This window comes from Halopseudomonas salina, from assembly GCF_008641105.1.
In genome coordinates, this window is record NZ_VTTI01000014.1 from 60,366 (window position 1) to 76,052 (window position 15,687).

Here is a 15,687-nt window from a genome sequence, read left to right on the forward strand (position 1 = left end):
TTTATAACAGGTCACCTGCCGCCGGGTATAGCGACCAGTTCAGCTGTAACCGGCTGACGTTTTGCTTGAGCTGAGTCAATAGGCGACTGCCACTATCTTGCTAGCATTCTCCTGAATATAGCTCCGGTCTGCCAGTCATGGATACCTGGCGACCGGTGCAGACATGCAGGGACATGGGAGTCGTTGCCATGCATTCAAAACAAAAAAACGCGTCACCGCCGGAGATAGATGCTGCGGACCTTGCCGAGCGTCTGAGGTTTATTCAATGGTCTCAGGAAGATCAGGTGCGCCTCAATGGGTGGCAGAACAGCGCTGGAACATTGATTGAAAATGCGGTTCTGAAGCTGTATGGACATCTGGGGCAGTTCGCTGTGCCTGCCGGCATACTCCGAGACGAGGCAACAGTGACTCGTTTGAAGGAGCGACAGCAGGAGTATTACCAGCAGCTGTTTCGCGGCAGGATCGATGGGGATTATCTGAAAGATCGCTCACTGATCGGCCAGGTGCACGAACAGCTGGGTGTTGATCTGCAATGGTATCTTGGCAGTTACAGGTTTTGTCTGAGCGAGATGCTGGAGGGAATGGTAGCTGCTGACAGAGCTGATGGTCGTTGGGCGCTGGAATCCTTTCAGAGTCTGTTGAAAATCGTTTTTTTCGATATCACTCTTGCAGCCGAAGCCTATCTGGCGGCAACAACCAGGGCCTTGGCCGCCAGCGAAAGCCGATTCAGTCACGCCCTGCGAGGTGCCAATGATGGTATCTGGGAGTGGGATCTGGAGACCGACAGGCTGTATGTGTCTGACTGGTGGGCCGGCATGCTCGGCTTTACGGTAGCGGCTATAGGTCAACAGTCAGCGGGGTGGTTTGACCTGGTTCATGGGGATGATCTGGATGGGCTGCGCCAGGCAATCGACACTCACCTTGAGGGTGGTACACCTTCACTTTATTGCGAATACCGTATACGAACGGCAAGGGATGGCTTGCGCTGGGTCCTGGTCAGAGGGGTGGTCGAGAGTGACCACCAGGGCCGGCGACGTCTGGCCGGCTCGCAAACGGATATCAGTCGGCAACGCCGCAACCAGAAGCAACTCGAACATGCTGCCAAGCACGACCAGTTGACTGGTCTGCTCAATCGAAGGCGCTTCAACAGTTATCTTGAGGAGCTGTTGTTGCGACAGGGTCGTCCTGGGGCTCGCTATGCGGCACTCCTGTTCATTGATCTGGATCGCTTCAAACTAATCAATGATAGCCTCGGTCATGCCGCTGGCGACAAGGTGCTCAGGCACGTAGCAAAAAGATTGCAGGACTGTGTACGCACAGGAGACCGTCTTGCCCGTTTCGGTGGTGACGAGTTTGTCGTGCTTCTGGATGATCTGGCTGTGCCAGGGGATGCCGAAGTTATTGCCCGCAAAATACTGACCTCGCTCCGTGAGCCGCTGCGTTTTGGCGACCGCTATCTGGTGGTCAGCGCCAGTATTGGCATTACCGTGCTAGGTCCTGAGCAGAGTCCCGAGCATGCCCTGCAGGCGGCTGATCTTGCGCTATATCGCGCCAAGGAAACCGGCAAGGCTCGTTATCATCTGTTCGATCAGAGTATGCAGGACGAGGTCCGCAATCGTTTGCGCCTGGAGACGGATGCGCTGCAAGCACTGCAGGGTAATGAGTTCAGTCTGGTCTATCAGCCTGTGCTGGATCTGTTGTCGCCCGGTGGCTGTCCGCCGGTGGCTGTGGAGGCCCTGTTACGCTGGTGCCATGATGGCGAGCCTGTTTCACCGGTCAGCTTTATTCCCGTGCTTGAGGAGTCCGGCGAGATTATTCCTGTGGGTTACTGGGTACTTGAGCAGGCGTGTCAGCAAACCGTGCACTGGCAGAACAATGGAGCGCCGCACCTGCGTTGTTCGGTGAACCTCTCGGGTTTGCAGCTCAGGGAAGCAGACTTCAGCCTCAGGGTCCGGGAAATTCTGGACCTTACGGGGTTGCCATCAACATCTCTGGTGCTGGAAATCACCGAGAGCCTGCTGGTGGATGCCGAGGGTCATAGTGTGTCCAGTCTGCGAGAACTGGCGGCCATGGGCGTGCGGATAGCCCTTGATGATTTTGGTACGGGTTTCTGCTCCCTGGGTTATCTGAACCGCTTTCCGATTCACATCATCAAGCTTGATCGCAGCTTTCTGGTCGAGGCCCACGACAATCCCACCCAGCAAGCCATCTGCCGAGCGATCATCAGCCTGAGTGCTACCCTGGGGCTGGACGTGGTGGCCGAGGGAATAGAAACACTCGAGCAGGTGGATTTTCTGCTCGCCGAGAATTGCCGATTCGGGCAAGGCTTTCTGCTGTCGCATCCATTGAGCGTAGCGGATATGAACCTGATGCTGAGTCGTTGATCCGCAGCACAGAACCAGCGAACAATGCCTAGATGTCGCCCCACAGGTACTGGGCAAGCGTGAGCGCTGTGACCGGCGCCGTCTCGGTGCGCAACACACGCGGGCCAAAACGGGCGGGTTTGAAGCCGCTTTTCTGTGCGCGCTCGATTTCCTCGCGGCTCAGACCGCCTTCGGGGCCAATCAGCAGGGCGAGTTCGTCTGGGCGTTGCAGGCTTTCAAGGCTTTGCTCGGTGCGGTGGTGCAATACCAGTTTGAGGTCCGCCTGAAGGTCATCGAGCCAGACGTCCAGAGAGGTCGGCGGGTGCACTTTTGGTACCACGCTGCGCCCGCATTGCTCACAAGCGCTGACCGCAATCTGCTGCCAGTGTGCCTGCCGCTTGTCGGCCCGCTCACCCTGCAGTTTTACTTCGCAGCGCTCCGTAAAGAGCGGTGTTATCTGATTCGCTCCCAGCTCAACGGCTTTCTGAATCGCCCAGTCCATCCGTTCACCGCGGGACATTGCCTGGCCCAGGTGGACCTTCAACGCAGACTCCGGTAGGCCCGGTATTGCTGGATCCAGGCGTACGGTAACCTGCTTTTTGGCTACCTCGATAACCTCGCCTGGCCACTCCTGTCCGGAACCGTTGAACACCTGAATAGCGGCGCCGGGCGCCAGACGCAGTACCCGGCCGATGTAATGTGCCAGGTCACCGTCGAGCTGGTGCTCGCCGGCGTCCATGGGCGCATCAAGGTGAAAGCGTGAGACCCGCATTATCAGTCCCGTGTGGCCAGCTGGATGCCTTCATAGGCGACACTGGCCAGGTGATCGATCTGGTCAGGTGTGATCACGTAGGGTGGCATGAAGTACACCACGCTGCCCAGCGGACGCAGTAGTGCTTCATGCTTGAGGGCGTGCTCATACACGCGGATGCCGCGACGCTCTTGCCAGGGATACGGCGTTCGGTTTGCCTTGTTTTGCACCATCTCGATAGCCAGCACCATTCCCGTCTGGCGCACTTCCGCTACATGCGGATGATCCGCGAAATGGGCGGTGGCGCGGGTCATATGCGCCGCGAGCGACTTGTTGGCCTCGATCACATTGTTCTGTTCGAACAGATCCAGTGTCGCCAGTGCTGCAGCGCAGGCGAGCGGGTTGCCGGTGTAACTGTGCGAATGCAGGAACGCGCGCATGGTTACGTAGTCGTCGTAGAAGGCCTCATACATTTTGTCAGTAGTCATGCACACGGCCATTGGCAGGTAGCCAGCAGTAAGGGCCTTGGACAGACAGAGAAAGTCAGGGCTGATGTCAGCCTGTTCGCAGGCAAACAAGCTCCCGGTACGACCAAAACCGACAGCAATTTCGTCGTGGATAAGGTGCACGTCATAGCGGTCACAGGCCTCCCGCAGGAGCTTCAGATACACCGGGTGGTACATGCGCATCCCGCCGGCACACTGGATAAGCGGCTCTATGATAACCGCGGCAACTTCTTCGTGGTTTTCTTCCAGCGCGCGTTCCATATGCTCGAACATCTTGCGGCTGTGTTCCTCCCAGCTGGCGCCTTCTTCACGGTCGTAGCAGTCTGGCGACGGGACGGTAATTACCTCCATCAGAAGGGGCTGATAGGTTTCCTTGTACAACGCTACATCGCCCACAGCCAGGGCTGCCAGGGTTTCGCCGTGATAGCTGTTGGAGAGGGTAATAAAGCGTTTCTTCCGAGGTTTCCCGGTATTGAGCCAATAGTGAAAGCTCATCTTCAGGGCGACCTCGATACAGGAGGAACCGTTGTCAGCGTAAAAGCAACGGGTCAGCGGTGCTGGCGTGATATCCACCAGGCGTTCGGACAGTTCGATGATGGGTTGATGGCTGAAGCCGGCGAGAATCACATGCTCCAGGCTGTCGAGCTGATCCTTTATCCGTTGATTGATATGCGGGTTGGCATGGCCGAAAATATTGACCCACCAGGAGCTGACTGCATCGAGATAGCGATTGCCTTCGAAGTCGTGAAGCCATACGCCCTCGCCACGCTGAATCGGAATGACCGGCATGTGCTCATGATCTTTCATCTGGGTGCATGGGTGCCAGAGCACTGACAGATCACGCTGCATCCACTGATTGTTCAAGCCCATAGTCGCCTCGCCGAAATTGGAATTAGGCGACAATTGTACCTCAGCCGGTTCGGGCCTGCAGTGTCTCAGCGCGTGTTAAAAACCACCATCGTCTTGCCTTTCACGTTGATCAGGCCCTGTTCCTCAAGTGTCTTGAGCACTCGGCCGACCATTTCCCGCGAGCAACCGACAATCCGCCCCAGTTCCTGGCGGGTAACCTTTATCTGCATGCCGTCAGGGTGCGTCATGGCGTCCGGTTGGCGGCACAGGTCAAGCAATGTGCGGGCAACCCGGCCGGTCACGTCAAGAAAGGCCAGATCCCCTACCTTGCGAGTCGTGTTGCGCAGGCGTTCCGCCATCTGCCGACCTACCGCATAGAACAGATCCGGATCCTGCTGGCTCAGCTCGCGAAACTTGGTATAGCTGACCTCGGCCACTTCGCACTCGCTTTTGGCTCGCACGCAGGCGCTGCGATCTTGCTGCGGCGTGACATCATCGAAGAGTCCCATTTCACCAAAGAAATCGCCCTGGTTCAGGTAGGCAATTATCATTTCCCGACCCTGCTCATCCTCGATAAGAATGGTGACGCTGCCCTTGAGGATATAGAACAGGCTGTCGGAATGATCTCCCGCGTGAAGGATGGTGCTGCGGGCGTTGAAAGTGCGCAAATGACAATGTGCCAGATAGCTGTCGAGGTTCTTGATGCGGGGCGTCAGGGCGTTTACGACCATGTAGTTATCCTGTCGAGCAGTTCGATGTTGCCGGAGCAATCGTGGGCGCCTCAAATCGAGACCAAACTTGATTATGTCCAATTTTTGCGATGATGACCAGTCCAGGTCTTCGCAGTCTGAGCCTGTGCTATTCTGCACGGCCTCAGACTGACCTGCCGGAGATGTAGATGAAAGCGCAAATCAAGTGGGTGGACGGTGCCATGTTTCTCGGTGAGTCCGGTAGCGGCCACACGATCGTGATGGATGGCCCACCGGATGCGGGTGGGCGGAACATGGGTGTGCGTCCAATGGAGACGGTGCTGATCGGTCTGGGCGGGTGCGCCAGTTATGATGTGGTGAGTATTTTGAAAAAATCACGCCAGGATATCCGCGACGTACAGGTGTCACTCGATGCCGAACGCGCAGAGACCGAGCCCAAGGTCTTCACGCGTATCCACGTTCATTTTGTAGTGACTGGCAAACAGTTGAAGGAAGCCCAGGTGAAGCGCGCGGTGGAGCTGTCTGCGGAGAAATACTGCTCGGCGTCGATCATGCTTGGTCGGGCAGGGGTGGAGATCACCCATGGCTATGAAATCGTGGAAATAGACTGACCATCGGGCCCGCTTTCAACGGGCCCCATTGCGCAGCATTTCAGATTTTATAGGTTGCCTTGGTCATGAAGCCCGAAAGCAGGGTCATTGCGGCCTTCACTGGTTCGGGAAAGATCATGCCGCCGGCTTCGAGCGCCTGGGCCCCGTGCTCGATCTCGTCGATGCGCATCTGCTCGAGAATGGCCCGCGATTTTATGTCTTCCTCTGGCAACTGGGCCAGGTGGTCATCGAGATGCCGTTCGACCAGCTGTTCGGTTGCGGCCACAAAGCCCAGGCTTATGCGATCACTGATCAGCCCTGCCGCGGCACCCATGCCGAAGGACAGGCCGTAAAACAACGGGTTCAGCAAGCTCGGCTGACTTTTCAACTCGCGCAACCGTTGTTCGCACCAGGCCAGGTGGTCAATCTCCTCGGCCGCCGCATGTTCCATTTTGGCCCGCACATCGGGGAGTTTGGCTGTCAATGCCTGCCCCTGGTACAGCGCCTGGGCGCAGACTTCGCCAGTATGGTTGATGCGCATCAGGCCGGCTATGTGCTGACGTTCATGTTCGTCCATCGGCACGTTGGGCATGTGTTGCGACGGTGAAGGCCTGTTTGCCTGGGCTGCGCCCGGCACCAACGTCCGCAGTGACTGGTCAGCCTGGGTGAGCAAGCGATCCAGGGTGCTGTATCGACGGGGTGTATTCATTGGATTGCTCCTGGGCAGGAAATGGGTAACGGGCGCCACAGAGGTGCCAGACTGCACTGGATCAACCTGGAGGCCAGGTCATCTGGCGCTTGCCCAGCACGTGCAGATGAATGTGGTAGACCGTTTGACCACCATCCTGGTTGCAATTGAATACAGTCCGAAAACCATTGTCGCAACCCTGTTCGGCAGCTACCTGTTGGGCAATGAAAATCATATGGCCAACCAGTGCCCGGTCGTCTGTGGTCAAGTCGCTGATGCAGGCGATGTGTCGTTTGGGAATAACCAGAAAATGCACAGGCGCCTGGGGGTTGATGTCATTGAAGGCGATGACCTGATCATCCTCGTAAATCTTGCTGGCAGGGATCTTGCCCTCAACGATCTTGCAGAACAGACAGTCCATGCGCTACTCCTTGGCTGGTCTTTAAAGTGCTTCCAGTGTAACCATCTGGCGCTAGAATGGCATCACATCGAAGTGCTGCAAAAGGATTCGCCAGTGAAAAACGATATCCATGATCTGGGTCTGCTGCTCGACAGCCGCGTCAAGCTGATCATCACTGAAAGCTGGGAAGAGCAGCGCGTGCTGGAAACCATGGCGGCGTTAGCGGTGAAGCGGGCGCGTACCTGGTTTACCTGGGACCATGTTGACGGTCTGCAACGCCTTGGTTTTGGCGAAGAAATCGAGGATGCAGACACCTGTGATCCCGAGAAGGCATTGCAATGCGTGCGCAGGGACAGCCAGCAATCCATCTACGTGTTCTGCGACCTGCACCCGTTTCTCGAGAACCCCAAAGTTGTGCGGCTGCTCAAGCTCGTCGCAATGAATGCAGACCCGCATGCTCCGACCATCATGTTGGTCAGTCACCAGATCAAGCTGGCACCGGAGTTGAGCAGGCTGGCGGCTCGCGTGGAGCTGAGCATGCCCTCTGATGAGCAGTTGTCCGCCATCATCCGCGAGGAGGCAGCAGTTTGGACGGAACAAAACAAGGGTCTCAAGGTACGTACCGACAGCCGCACGCTTGAGCAGGTAGTGCGCAATCTGCGCGGCACTACCCATGAGGAGGCGCGGCGATTGGCTCGCAAACTGATTGCTGATGACGGCGCCATTACTCAGGAGGATGTGCCGGCGTTGAACAAGGCCAAATTCAGCCTGCTGGATATGCAGGGCGTATTGAGCTTCGAGCAGAATACCGCCCATTTCGCCGAGGTGGGCGGCTTGCATCACTTCAAGCGCTGGCTGATGGAGCGCCAGGCTGCATTCCTTGGCGCCGGACAGATAGAAGATGCACCGAGGGGCGTGATGCTGGTCGGAGTGCAGGGGGCGGGCAAGAGTCTTGCTGCAAAGGCGGTTGCCGGCGTTTGGGGGCTGCCGCTGTTACGTCTGGATTTCGCTGCGCTGTACAACAAGTACATAGGCGAAACCGAGAAGAATCTGCGTGAAGCATTGCAAATGGCTGACTGCATGGAGCCTTGCGTGCTCTGGATTGACGAGATCGAAAAAGGTCTGGCGCCTGACAGTGGCGACCAGGGCGTATCCCGCCGATTGCTGGGGACCCTGCTGACCTGGATGTCGGAACGCAATACCCGGGTATTTCTCGTGGCTACAGCCAATGACGTGAGCCAGCTTCCGCCGGAATTGATTCGCAAGGGGCGTCTGGATGAGCTGTTCTTCATTGATCTGCCAGACAGCAGCGTCCGAGAAGACATTTTGCGTATCCATTTGCAGAAACGCGGCCTGAGTATCGAGGGTTTTGATGTGCCCGCGCTGTCACTGGCATGTGACGGTTTTTCCGGGGCAGAGATCGAGCAAGCCGTTGTTGCAGCGGTATACGCTGCTTCGGCACGCGGGCAGAGCGTCACCGATGCTCACTTGCAGGGTGCGATGTCGCAGACATCGCCCCTCTCGGTAGTCATGGCAGAACGCTTGCAGGCTTTGCGGGCGTGGGGTAGAGACCGTGCAGTGATGGCAGGTTAGAAGGGCTTGACCACCACCAGAATGACCACTAGGACCAGGACCAGTACCGGAGCCTCGTTGAACCACCGGTAAAACACATGGGAGCGTGTGTTGCGATCGGTAGCAAACTGCTTGAGCATCGCGGCGCAGGTGAAATGATAGATCAGCAGCGCAACAACCAGGGTCAATTTGGCATGCAGCCAGCCCTGACTGAGCCACGCCGGAGCGAGCACCACCAGCCAGATCCCCAGTGCGATAGTCACGATCATGGAAGGCACCATGATGCCGCGATACAGCTTGCGCTCCATGATCTTGAAGCGTTCCTTGCTGACCCCGTCTTCGCTCTGGGCGTGATAGACGAACAGGCGCGGTAAATAGAAGAGGCCGGCGAACCAGGTCACGACGGCAATGATATGAAAGGCTTTGATCCACAGATACACACTGCAGTCCTCTTGAATGATCAAGGTGCCTCTGAGTGAGGCAGTGAGTGCTGGTAATTTGCGCCAGCGCTTTTATGATAGGGGGTTATCAATCATGTTCAAACGATTCAGGAAGTAAAGATGATCAAGATCGGCATAGTAGGTGGAACCGGCTATACAGGTGTGGAGCTGCTCAGGCTCCTGGCCCAGCATCCCCAGGCTCATGTCGAGGTGATTACTTCCCGATCGGAAACCGGTGTGCGCGTGGTGGATATGTATCCCAACCTGCGCGGGCACTACGACAAGCTGTGTTTCAGTGTGCCGGACAATGAGTCATTGGGACGCTGCGATGTGGTCTTCTTTGCCACCCCCCACGGCGTGGCCCACGCCATGGCGGCGGAGTTGCTGGCAGCAGGCACGCGGATCATTGATCTATCAGCTGATTTCCGCCTGCGTGATGCTGCCGAGTGGAGCCAATGGTATGGCCAGCCACACGGTGCTCCCGAATTACTCGACCAGGCTGTTTACGGCCTGCCCGAAGTCAATCGAGACGCTGTACGAAGTGCCCGATTGATAGCAGTGCCGGGCTGCTACCCGACCGCAGTACAACTGGGGCTGCTGCCGTTGCTCGAGGCAGGACTTGCTGATAACGAGCGTATTATTGCCGACTGCAAATCCGGCGTCAGTGGCGCTGGCCGTGGGGCCAGCGTCGGCTCGCTTTTTTGTGAATCCACGGAGAGCATGAAGGCGTACGGCGTCGCGGGTCACCGCCACCTGCCAGAGATTCGCCAAGGCTTGCAGGCTGCAGCCGGAGGCCCTGTGGGTCTGACCTTTGTGCCCCATCTCACGCCGATGATCAGGGGGATACACGCTACCCTGCACGTGTCCGTAAAAGATCATTCGATTGATCTGCAGGCGCTGTTTGAGAAGCGCTATGAAAGTGAGCCCTTCGTTGATGTGATGCCTGCCGGAAGCCATCCGGAAACGCGCAGTGTTCGAGGTGCCAATATCTGCCGATTGGCAGTCCATCGGCCCCAGTCCGGTGATCAGGTAGTCATTTTGTCGGTTATCGACAACCTGGTGAAAGGCGCCTCGGGGCAGGCGGTGCAGAACATGAACATTGCCTTCGGACTCGATGAGAAAACAGGACTCTCCCATCCGGCGCTCATGCCCTGATGACCGGGTTCAAGCGACGCAGGCCATTGCGCGATCACAGTATCGTGCTGATGCCGCGCAACTCGAAACTGATCAGTGCATTGAAGGTGATAGGGGTGCTGGCCCTGGTGCTGGCGATTCCGCTTAGTGCCTGGCAGGCGTGGCAGGCCGGTCTGCGCTCCCAGGCGGACGTCCTGCTTGAGCGTGACCGGTTGCGTGTACAGCGTGAGGAGCTCGTGTCTGAATTGACCGCGACCCGTGAACGGGCGCAGGAGCTTGAAGTTGATTTGCTGGTGGCTGTCGAGTCGGTGACGGAGAACCGCGGGATGGTTCAGGAGCTGGAGCAACAGCTCTTTCATCTGCAGCAGGACCTCGCCCAGTACCAAGGTGTACTGGAGCCTACCGCCGCTTCGCCGGGTGTACGCATCCAGGCATTCGAGTTACTGCCTACTGAAGATCCGGACAGGTTCCGGTACAAGGTCATGGTGAGCAGGGTTGGTGATGAGGAAGAGATCCTCCAGGCCCGCTTGCTCATGCAGATTCATGGGCTTAAAGATGGTGAAATGGTCAGTCTGCCGTTGGCGGATATGACCGAAGCAGATGACGCGGAGGGTATTGCCCTGAATTTTCGCTATTTTCAGGTGGTGCCCGGTCCTGGAGCTGGATCGGAGCTGCGTTTGCCAGAAGGCTTCGAGCCAAAACGTATCGAATTGCAGGCGCTTCAGAACGGCTCGACTCTTGTCGAGCGGTCATTCGAGTGGACAGCTACAGGAGTACCCTGATGTGGGGAGCAGATAAGCACAAGAAGATGGACATCGGTAAGTTTGGTGGTAAAACCACCATCGTCGCACAGGAAGCGGAAATCAACGGCGATATCAGCTTTTCCGGGATTCTGCAGGTAGACGGCCGTATCATTGGCAACATCAATGCGGAGCAGGGGCTGGTGCGGGTGAGCGAGCATGGGCGGGTGCAAGGAGTGATCACTGCGCCAAACGTGTTGATTAACGGCGAAGTCATTGGTGATGTGCATGCTCACGAGCATCTGGAGCTTGATGCCAAGGCGCGCATAAACGGCAACCTGTATTACCGGTTCATCGAGATGGTCATGGGGGCCCAGATCAGCGGTACGCTTAATCATTTGAATGAAACAGCCTCGGTAACTCCGATAGCCCAGATTGCCGACCGGACTCGCCAGGATGAATAGTTGACCAAAAGAGTCGGGAAAAGGATAATGCATAACCTGATGTGCTGTGGCACCTGTCGCTGGAGGTCTTATGTCGACTGCTGAAGTTTTTACCCCTTCCCCTTTGTTGTTTACCGACACTGCTGTTTCCAAGGCCAAGTCATTGATCGACGAGGAAGGTAACGAGCGTCTGAGTCTGCGAGTATTCGTCACCGGTGGCGGCTGCTCCGGCTTCCAGTATGGATTTACCTTTGATGATGAGCTGGCCGAAGATGACACCATTGTCGAGCGCGAAGGGGTAAAGCTGGTTGTGGATCCCATGAGCTTTCAGTATCTGGTGGGGTCCGAGGTGGATTACCAGGAAGGTCTTGAGGGGTCTCGATTCGTTATCAACAACCCCAATGCGGCGACCACTTGCGGCTGCGGTTCCTCCTTCTCCATCTAACTTTCTGAGATTCAGGCGGGGTAGTGGGCGCCCAGTATCCTTGCTCCGCAAGCGCCTGTGACTTCAGGCTGATTGCCAGGTTGCCTCTCCAGGCAGCGCCACGCCAACCAGGCGAACGCAATTGCCTCCATCCAGTCAGGATCAACTCCAAGCTGTGTCGTAGTCGCTAATGGTAGCGGATCGAGAAGTGATTCGAGCCGCTCCAGCAAGAACTGATTCCTCGCTCCGCCACCACATATAAACACGCTTTTCGTTGTTGCCGCGCTCCTGGCTACAGCCTGGCTGATGGTTTGCGCGGTCAGTTCCAGTAGCGTCGCCTGAATGTCCTGTGGGGGCAAGACTGCAGTCAGGTTGTCCAGTTTGTGCCTGAGCCAGGCTGGATGAAAGTACTCGCGGCCAGTGCTCTTGGGGCCCTGACGTCGAAAATAGGGGTCGCTCTGCATCAGGTCGAGCAGTTCCGCTGAAACCTCACCGCTGCGAGCCCAGTTGCCGCCGGCATCATAGGGCTTGGAGCCGTGCAGCTGGATCCAGTAATCCATGAGCACGTTTCCCGGACCGCTGTCGAAGCCAACAACGGGCTGCTCGGGGTCCAGAATGGTCAGGTTGGCGAATCCACCTATGTTAACCAGGGTTCGCGCCTCGTCTGGACTACGCAGTAGCCACTCATGGAACGCTGGCACCAACGGGGCTCCCTCACCACCGGCGGCAAGATCTCGGCTCCGAAAATCCGCTATGACGCTTATGCTGGTGAGCTCTGCTAGCAGCGCGGGGGCGCCAATCTGGCTGCTGAAGCCCAGTTCCGGATGGTGGCGGATGGTTTGTCCGTGACTGCCGATGGCCATAATGTCGGTCGGCAGCAACGCGTTTCTTTCAAGCAGTTGTTGGACGCCCGCGGCAGCGAGACGCGCCCAGTTCTGGCCCGCCATGCCCGCACGGCGTATTTCGTCCGCGCCGGGCGAGCAAAGTGCAAGGAGATCTGCGTAAACAGGCTCGGGGAAGGGTATGCAGCAGGCATCAATTAATTTTGCCTGCTGGGGTGCGGAGAGTTCAACCAGCGCTACGTCGATACCGTCCAGGCTGGTACCTGACATGATACCGACGTAGAGATTGGCCAATTATGGCTCCAGGGAGGCCAGTTGGCTGGTGCTCTGTTGGTCCAGGCTTGCCATCATCTTGTTGCTCAGTGCCATGAAGGCTGTGCGCTCGGCCTTGGGTACCGGATCGGAAACCGGTAGCTCAATGCCCAGGGGATCAACATGACGGCCATTAACCTGAAACTCGTAATGCAGGTGGGGTCCGGTTGCAAGGCCGGTCATGCCCACGTAGCCAATGATCTGGCCCTGCGATACGTTACTTCCATGGCTTAGCCCGCTGGCGAAGCGACTCATGTGTGCATACAGAGTCTTGTATTTCTGACCGTGCTGCACAACGATTGCATTGCCGTACCCGCCTTTGCGTCCGAAGTGGACAATGCGACCATCACCAGTAGCCTTGATCGGCGTGCCGGTAGACGCAGCATAATCCACGCCGTTGTGAGCCCGAATCTTGTTCAGGACCGGGTGGCGGCGGTTAGGATTGAAGCGCGAGCTGATGCGGGCGAACTCCACAGGTGTGCGGATGAACGCCTTGCGCAGGCTGGTTCCGTCCGCGCGGTAGTAGCTGCTGTAGCCGTTCCTGTCGGTGTAGCGCACTGCCGTAAACGTCTTGCCCTTGTTGGTGAATCGCGCGGCAAGAATGTTGTTGGTACCTACGCGCTTTTCGCCAACATGAAGCTCTTCGAATACCACTTCAAACTTGTCGTTTTTGCGAATATCCCGCGCAAAATCCACGTCGTAGCCGAAGATGTTCGCCATTTCCATGGTCAACCCGTGGCTCATTCCGGCCTTCTGGGCTGCGAGAAACAGCGAGCTGTCGATATTGCCCTTGGCAAAGCGGGTGCGTACCTCGGGCTCGATGATGTTCTTGCTGAAAGTGTAGCCGTCTGGCGTGCTATCAATCTGTATGGTTTCCAGATCGCTTACTTTCGATCGCAGCGTAATAAGATCCCCGGTAGGTGCCAGCTTGAACTCCAGCTCCTGTCCTACCTTGAGGCGGGTAAAACGTTTTGCTTCCTTACTGCTGTTAATGACCGAATGCAGGGTAGTGGCGCCTAGCCCCATTTCGTTAAACAGCACAGAAAGCGTATTGCCGCTGGCTACCGTAATGGATCGCCATTCCGAAGGACGCAATGGAACTGCAGTTTCCTCTACGACAATCGGTTGCTCTTCAGTCTTTTCGGCGCGCTCATCTGTCTCATTGTCAGTGACCAGTTGCTGACCGTTGGTCGGCAGTGGCGAAGAGAATGTGACCGTTTCACGGATTAGGGCATCCAATTCTGCAGAGTTTCCCTCCGGAGCCAGGTGGTCACCCATGTGGCCCGACTCAAGGTCCAGAGGGATAAAAGTTTTACGTGCTTCGACGTCAGTGGTGGGGATAACGAGCAGAAAGATGCTCAGCGCAGCTGCTATACCACTTGCAGCCACCAGGTGGCTTTTAGGGTACAGCGGCGATTTTGTCTTGTGGAAAGCCATAAGCGCTCTTGTCGTTGATTCTATGTAATGTGTAATAACTTGCTAAATTATAACTGAAAGTCCTCTGTGGCAAGCTTTCAGCGCCACCGCCTGTCAGTTTTCCAGCGCAACCTGTGTTCATATTCTGACAAGCATACCCTGTACACGCTTGTAATTGATCATCAATGTTGTATGTTTGGACCCCTTTTTTGTCACTCAACAACAGGATTTGCGGACTTATGAAGCCGGTCGAGGAACAGTTGGCGCTGATCAAGCGCGGCGCGGAGGAGATTCTGGTCGAAGGCGAATTGCTGGCGAAACTCAAGCGCGGCGTTCCGCTACGGATCAAGGCGGGTTTTGATCCAACTGCTCCAGATCTCCACTTGGGTCACACGGTACTGATCAACAAGCTGCGTCAGTTCCAGGATCTCGGGCATCAGGTTCTTTTTCTGATCGGCGACTTCACCGGCATGATTGGTGATCCGTCGGGTAAAAACGTGACTCGTTTGCCTCTGACCCGGGAACAGGTCATGGCGAATGCCGAGACCTATAAAGAGCAGGTATTCAAGATTCTTGATCCCGCACGCACTCAGGTGATGTTCAATTCCACCTGGATGGACAAGATGACTTCTGCCGACATGATCCAGCTCGCAGGGAAGTATACCGTTGCCCGCATGCTCGAGCGGGATGACTTTGACAAGCGCTATAAGAGTGGGCAGTCCATTGCCATCCATGAGTTTCTCTACCCGTTGGTGCAGGGTTATGACTCGGTTGCGATGCAGGCTGACGTAGAGCTTGGCGGTACCGACCAGAAGTTCAATCTGCTGATGGGGCGCGAGCTTCAGCGTCAGTTCGGGCAGGAGCCGCAGATCATCCTTACCATGCCGTTGCTTGAAGGTCTGGATGGGGTAAAGAAAATGTCCAAATCCCTTGGTAATTACGTGGGCATCAGTGATGCGCCAGGGGAGATGTACAACAAGATCGTTTCCATGCCCGACACTCTGATGTGGCGTTATTTCGAGCTGCTGAGTTTTCGCAGCATGGAGGATATCGCTCAGTTGCGCTCCGACGTTGAGCGGGGCGCCAACCCCAGGGATGTGAAGATCAAGCTGGCGGAGGAGTTGGTTGCCCGCTTTCATGGCGAGGAGGCGGCGGCTAGTGCACACCGTTCCGCGGGCAACAGGCTTAAAGAGGGTGAGTTGCCAGAGGACTTGCCCGAAGTTGCTCTGGAGTCTGCCGAAGAGATGCCGGTAGCGGCCGTGCTTAATCGGGCTGGCATGGTCAAGAATGCCGCGGCGGCAAAAGACCTCCTTAATGCCGGGTCGGTAAAGGTTGATGGTGTTGTAATCGACCGGGAGTTCATCTTTGCGCTGGGTCGTGATTACGTATGCCAGGCGGGCAAGAAAAAGTTCGCACGTATTCGTATCGAAAAGCCTTGACGGAAAAATCCCAGCCCCTATAATGCGCGTCTGCCCAGTCAGGGCGCTTTGTATAAAGCGCTTTACAA

General features: G+C 56.6%; 16 protein-coding genes. 8 read left to right on the forward strand and 8 right to left on the reverse strand.

From position 1 onward, the window contains the following. The first annotated feature begins 188 nt into the window (after window positions 1-188). Window positions 189-2,384, forward strand: a complete 2,196-nt coding sequence (locus FZF01_RS17785) for an EAL domain-containing protein (RefSeq protein WP_150279344.1) — start codon at window positions 189-191, stop codon at window positions 2,382-2,384. A gap of 28 nt (window positions 2,385-2,412) precedes the next feature. Here FZF01_RS17785 and FZF01_RS19710 read toward each other — a convergent pair whose 3' ends face one another. The 3 genes from FZF01_RS19710 to crp all read right to left on the reverse strand — a co-directional run bounded on the left by FZF01_RS19710 (window position 2,413) and on the right by crp (window position 5,200). Then, window positions 2,413-3,135 (reverse strand): 16S rRNA (uracil(1498)-N(3))-methyltransferase, encoded by a 723-nt coding sequence (locus FZF01_RS19710; RefSeq protein WP_150279345.1) that lies wholly within the window; start codon window positions 3,133-3,135, stop codon window positions 2,413-2,415. 2 nt (window positions 3,136-3,137) lie between these two features. Beyond that, window positions 3,138-4,490, reverse strand: coding sequence for an adenosylmethionine--8-amino-7-oxononanoate transaminase (locus FZF01_RS17795; protein ID WP_150279346.1), 1,353 nt, complete (start codon window positions 4,488-4,490; stop codon window positions 3,138-3,140). A gap of 65 nt (window positions 4,491-4,555) precedes the next feature. After that, the gene (crp, locus tag FZF01_RS17800; RefSeq protein WP_150279347.1) at window positions 4,556-5,200 is read right to left on the reverse strand and encodes a cAMP-activated global transcriptional regulator CRP; all 645 of its coding nucleotides are present in this window, start codon (window positions 5,198-5,200) and stop codon (window positions 4,556-4,558) included. A gap of 167 nt (window positions 5,201-5,367) precedes the next feature. Between crp and FZF01_RS17805 the strand changes: the two genes are divergently transcribed. Continuing rightward, a complete protein-coding gene (locus FZF01_RS17805; RefSeq protein ID WP_150279348.1) occupies window positions 5,368-5,790 on the forward strand; it encodes an OsmC family protein in 423 nt (140 codons plus the stop codon). A 40-nt stretch (window positions 5,791-5,830) separates the two neighbouring features. On the opposite strand, the gene coq7 is transcribed toward FZF01_RS17805, so the two are convergent. Together coq7 and FZF01_RS17815 are read right to left on the reverse strand one after the other, a co-directional pair. Continuing rightward, window positions 5,831-6,478 carry a 2-polyprenyl-3-methyl-6-methoxy-1,4-benzoquinone monooxygenase gene (gene coq7, locus FZF01_RS17810; protein ID WP_150279349.1) on the reverse strand — a complete coding sequence of 216 codons (648 nt, stop codon included), beginning with the start codon at window positions 6,476-6,478 and terminating at the stop codon, window positions 5,831-5,833. Window positions 6,479-6,539: 61 nt separating this feature from the next. Beyond that, a complete protein-coding gene (locus FZF01_RS17815; RefSeq protein ID WP_150279350.1) occupies window positions 6,540-6,878 on the reverse strand; it encodes a histidine triad nucleotide-binding protein in 339 nt (112 codons plus the stop codon). Window positions 6,879-6,971: 93 nt separating this feature from the next. Between FZF01_RS17815 and FZF01_RS17820 the strand changes: the two genes are divergently transcribed. Beyond that, window positions 6,972-8,450 (forward strand): AAA family ATPase, encoded by a 1,479-nt coding sequence (locus tag FZF01_RS17820; RefSeq protein ID WP_150279351.1) that lies wholly within the window; start codon window positions 6,972-6,974, stop codon window positions 8,448-8,450. On the opposite strand, the gene hemJ is transcribed toward FZF01_RS17820, so the two are convergent. After that, window positions 8,447-8,869 carry a protoporphyrinogen oxidase HemJ gene (gene hemJ / locus FZF01_RS17825; RefSeq protein WP_150279361.1) on the reverse strand — a complete coding sequence of 141 codons (423 nt, stop codon included), beginning with the start codon at window positions 8,867-8,869 and terminating at the stop codon, window positions 8,447-8,449. The genes FZF01_RS17820 and hemJ overlap by 4 nt on opposite strands. Window positions 8,870-8,989: 120 nt before the next feature. Here hemJ and argC point away from each other — a divergent pair, with 120 nt between their 5' ends. From argC to erpA, 4 genes are all read left to right on the forward strand, one after another. Then, window positions 8,990-10,024, forward strand: coding sequence for an N-acetyl-gamma-glutamyl-phosphate reductase (gene argC / locus FZF01_RS17830; protein WP_150279352.1), 1,035 nt, complete (start codon window positions 8,990-8,992; stop codon window positions 10,022-10,024). Further along, complete coding sequence (locus tag FZF01_RS17835; protein ID WP_150279353.1) at window positions 10,024-10,785, forward strand: DUF6776 family protein; 762 nt, start codon at window positions 10,024-10,026, stop codon at window positions 10,783-10,785. The genes argC and FZF01_RS17835 overlap by 1 nt, the downstream gene beginning before the upstream one ends. Continuing rightward, the gene (locus tag FZF01_RS17840; RefSeq protein ID WP_150279354.1) at window positions 10,785-11,207 is read left to right on the forward strand and encodes a bactofilin family protein; all 423 of its coding nucleotides are present in this window, start codon (window positions 10,785-10,787) and stop codon (window positions 11,205-11,207) included. The genes FZF01_RS17835 and FZF01_RS17840 overlap by 1 nt, the downstream gene beginning before the upstream one ends. 70 nt (window positions 11,208-11,277) lie before the next feature. Then, a complete protein-coding gene (gene erpA, locus FZF01_RS17845) occupies window positions 11,278-11,631 on the forward strand; it encodes an iron-sulfur cluster insertion protein ErpA (protein WP_150279355.1) in 354 nt (117 codons plus the stop codon). An 11-nt stretch (window positions 11,632-11,642) separates the two neighbouring features. On the opposite strand, the gene FZF01_RS17850 is transcribed toward erpA, so the two are convergent. Further along, on the reverse strand, window positions 11,643-12,746 hold the full coding sequence (locus FZF01_RS17850; protein WP_150279356.1) for an anhydro-N-acetylmuramic acid kinase: 1,104 nt from the start codon (window positions 12,744-12,746) through the stop codon (window positions 11,643-11,645). After that, window positions 12,747-14,201 carry a peptidoglycan DD-metalloendopeptidase family protein gene (locus tag FZF01_RS17855; protein ID WP_150279357.1) on the reverse strand — a complete coding sequence of 485 codons (1,455 nt, stop codon included), beginning with the start codon at window positions 14,199-14,201 and terminating at the stop codon, window positions 12,747-12,749. It lies immediately after the preceding gene. Window positions 14,202-14,419: 218 nt separating this feature from the next. Here FZF01_RS17855 and tyrS point away from each other — a divergent pair, with 218 nt between their 5' ends. Then, on the forward strand, window positions 14,420-15,619 hold the full coding sequence (tyrS, locus tag FZF01_RS17860) for a tyrosine--tRNA ligase (protein WP_150279358.1): 1,200 nt from the start codon (window positions 14,420-14,422) through the stop codon (window positions 15,617-15,619). Window positions 15,620-15,687 lie beyond the last annotated feature (68 nt).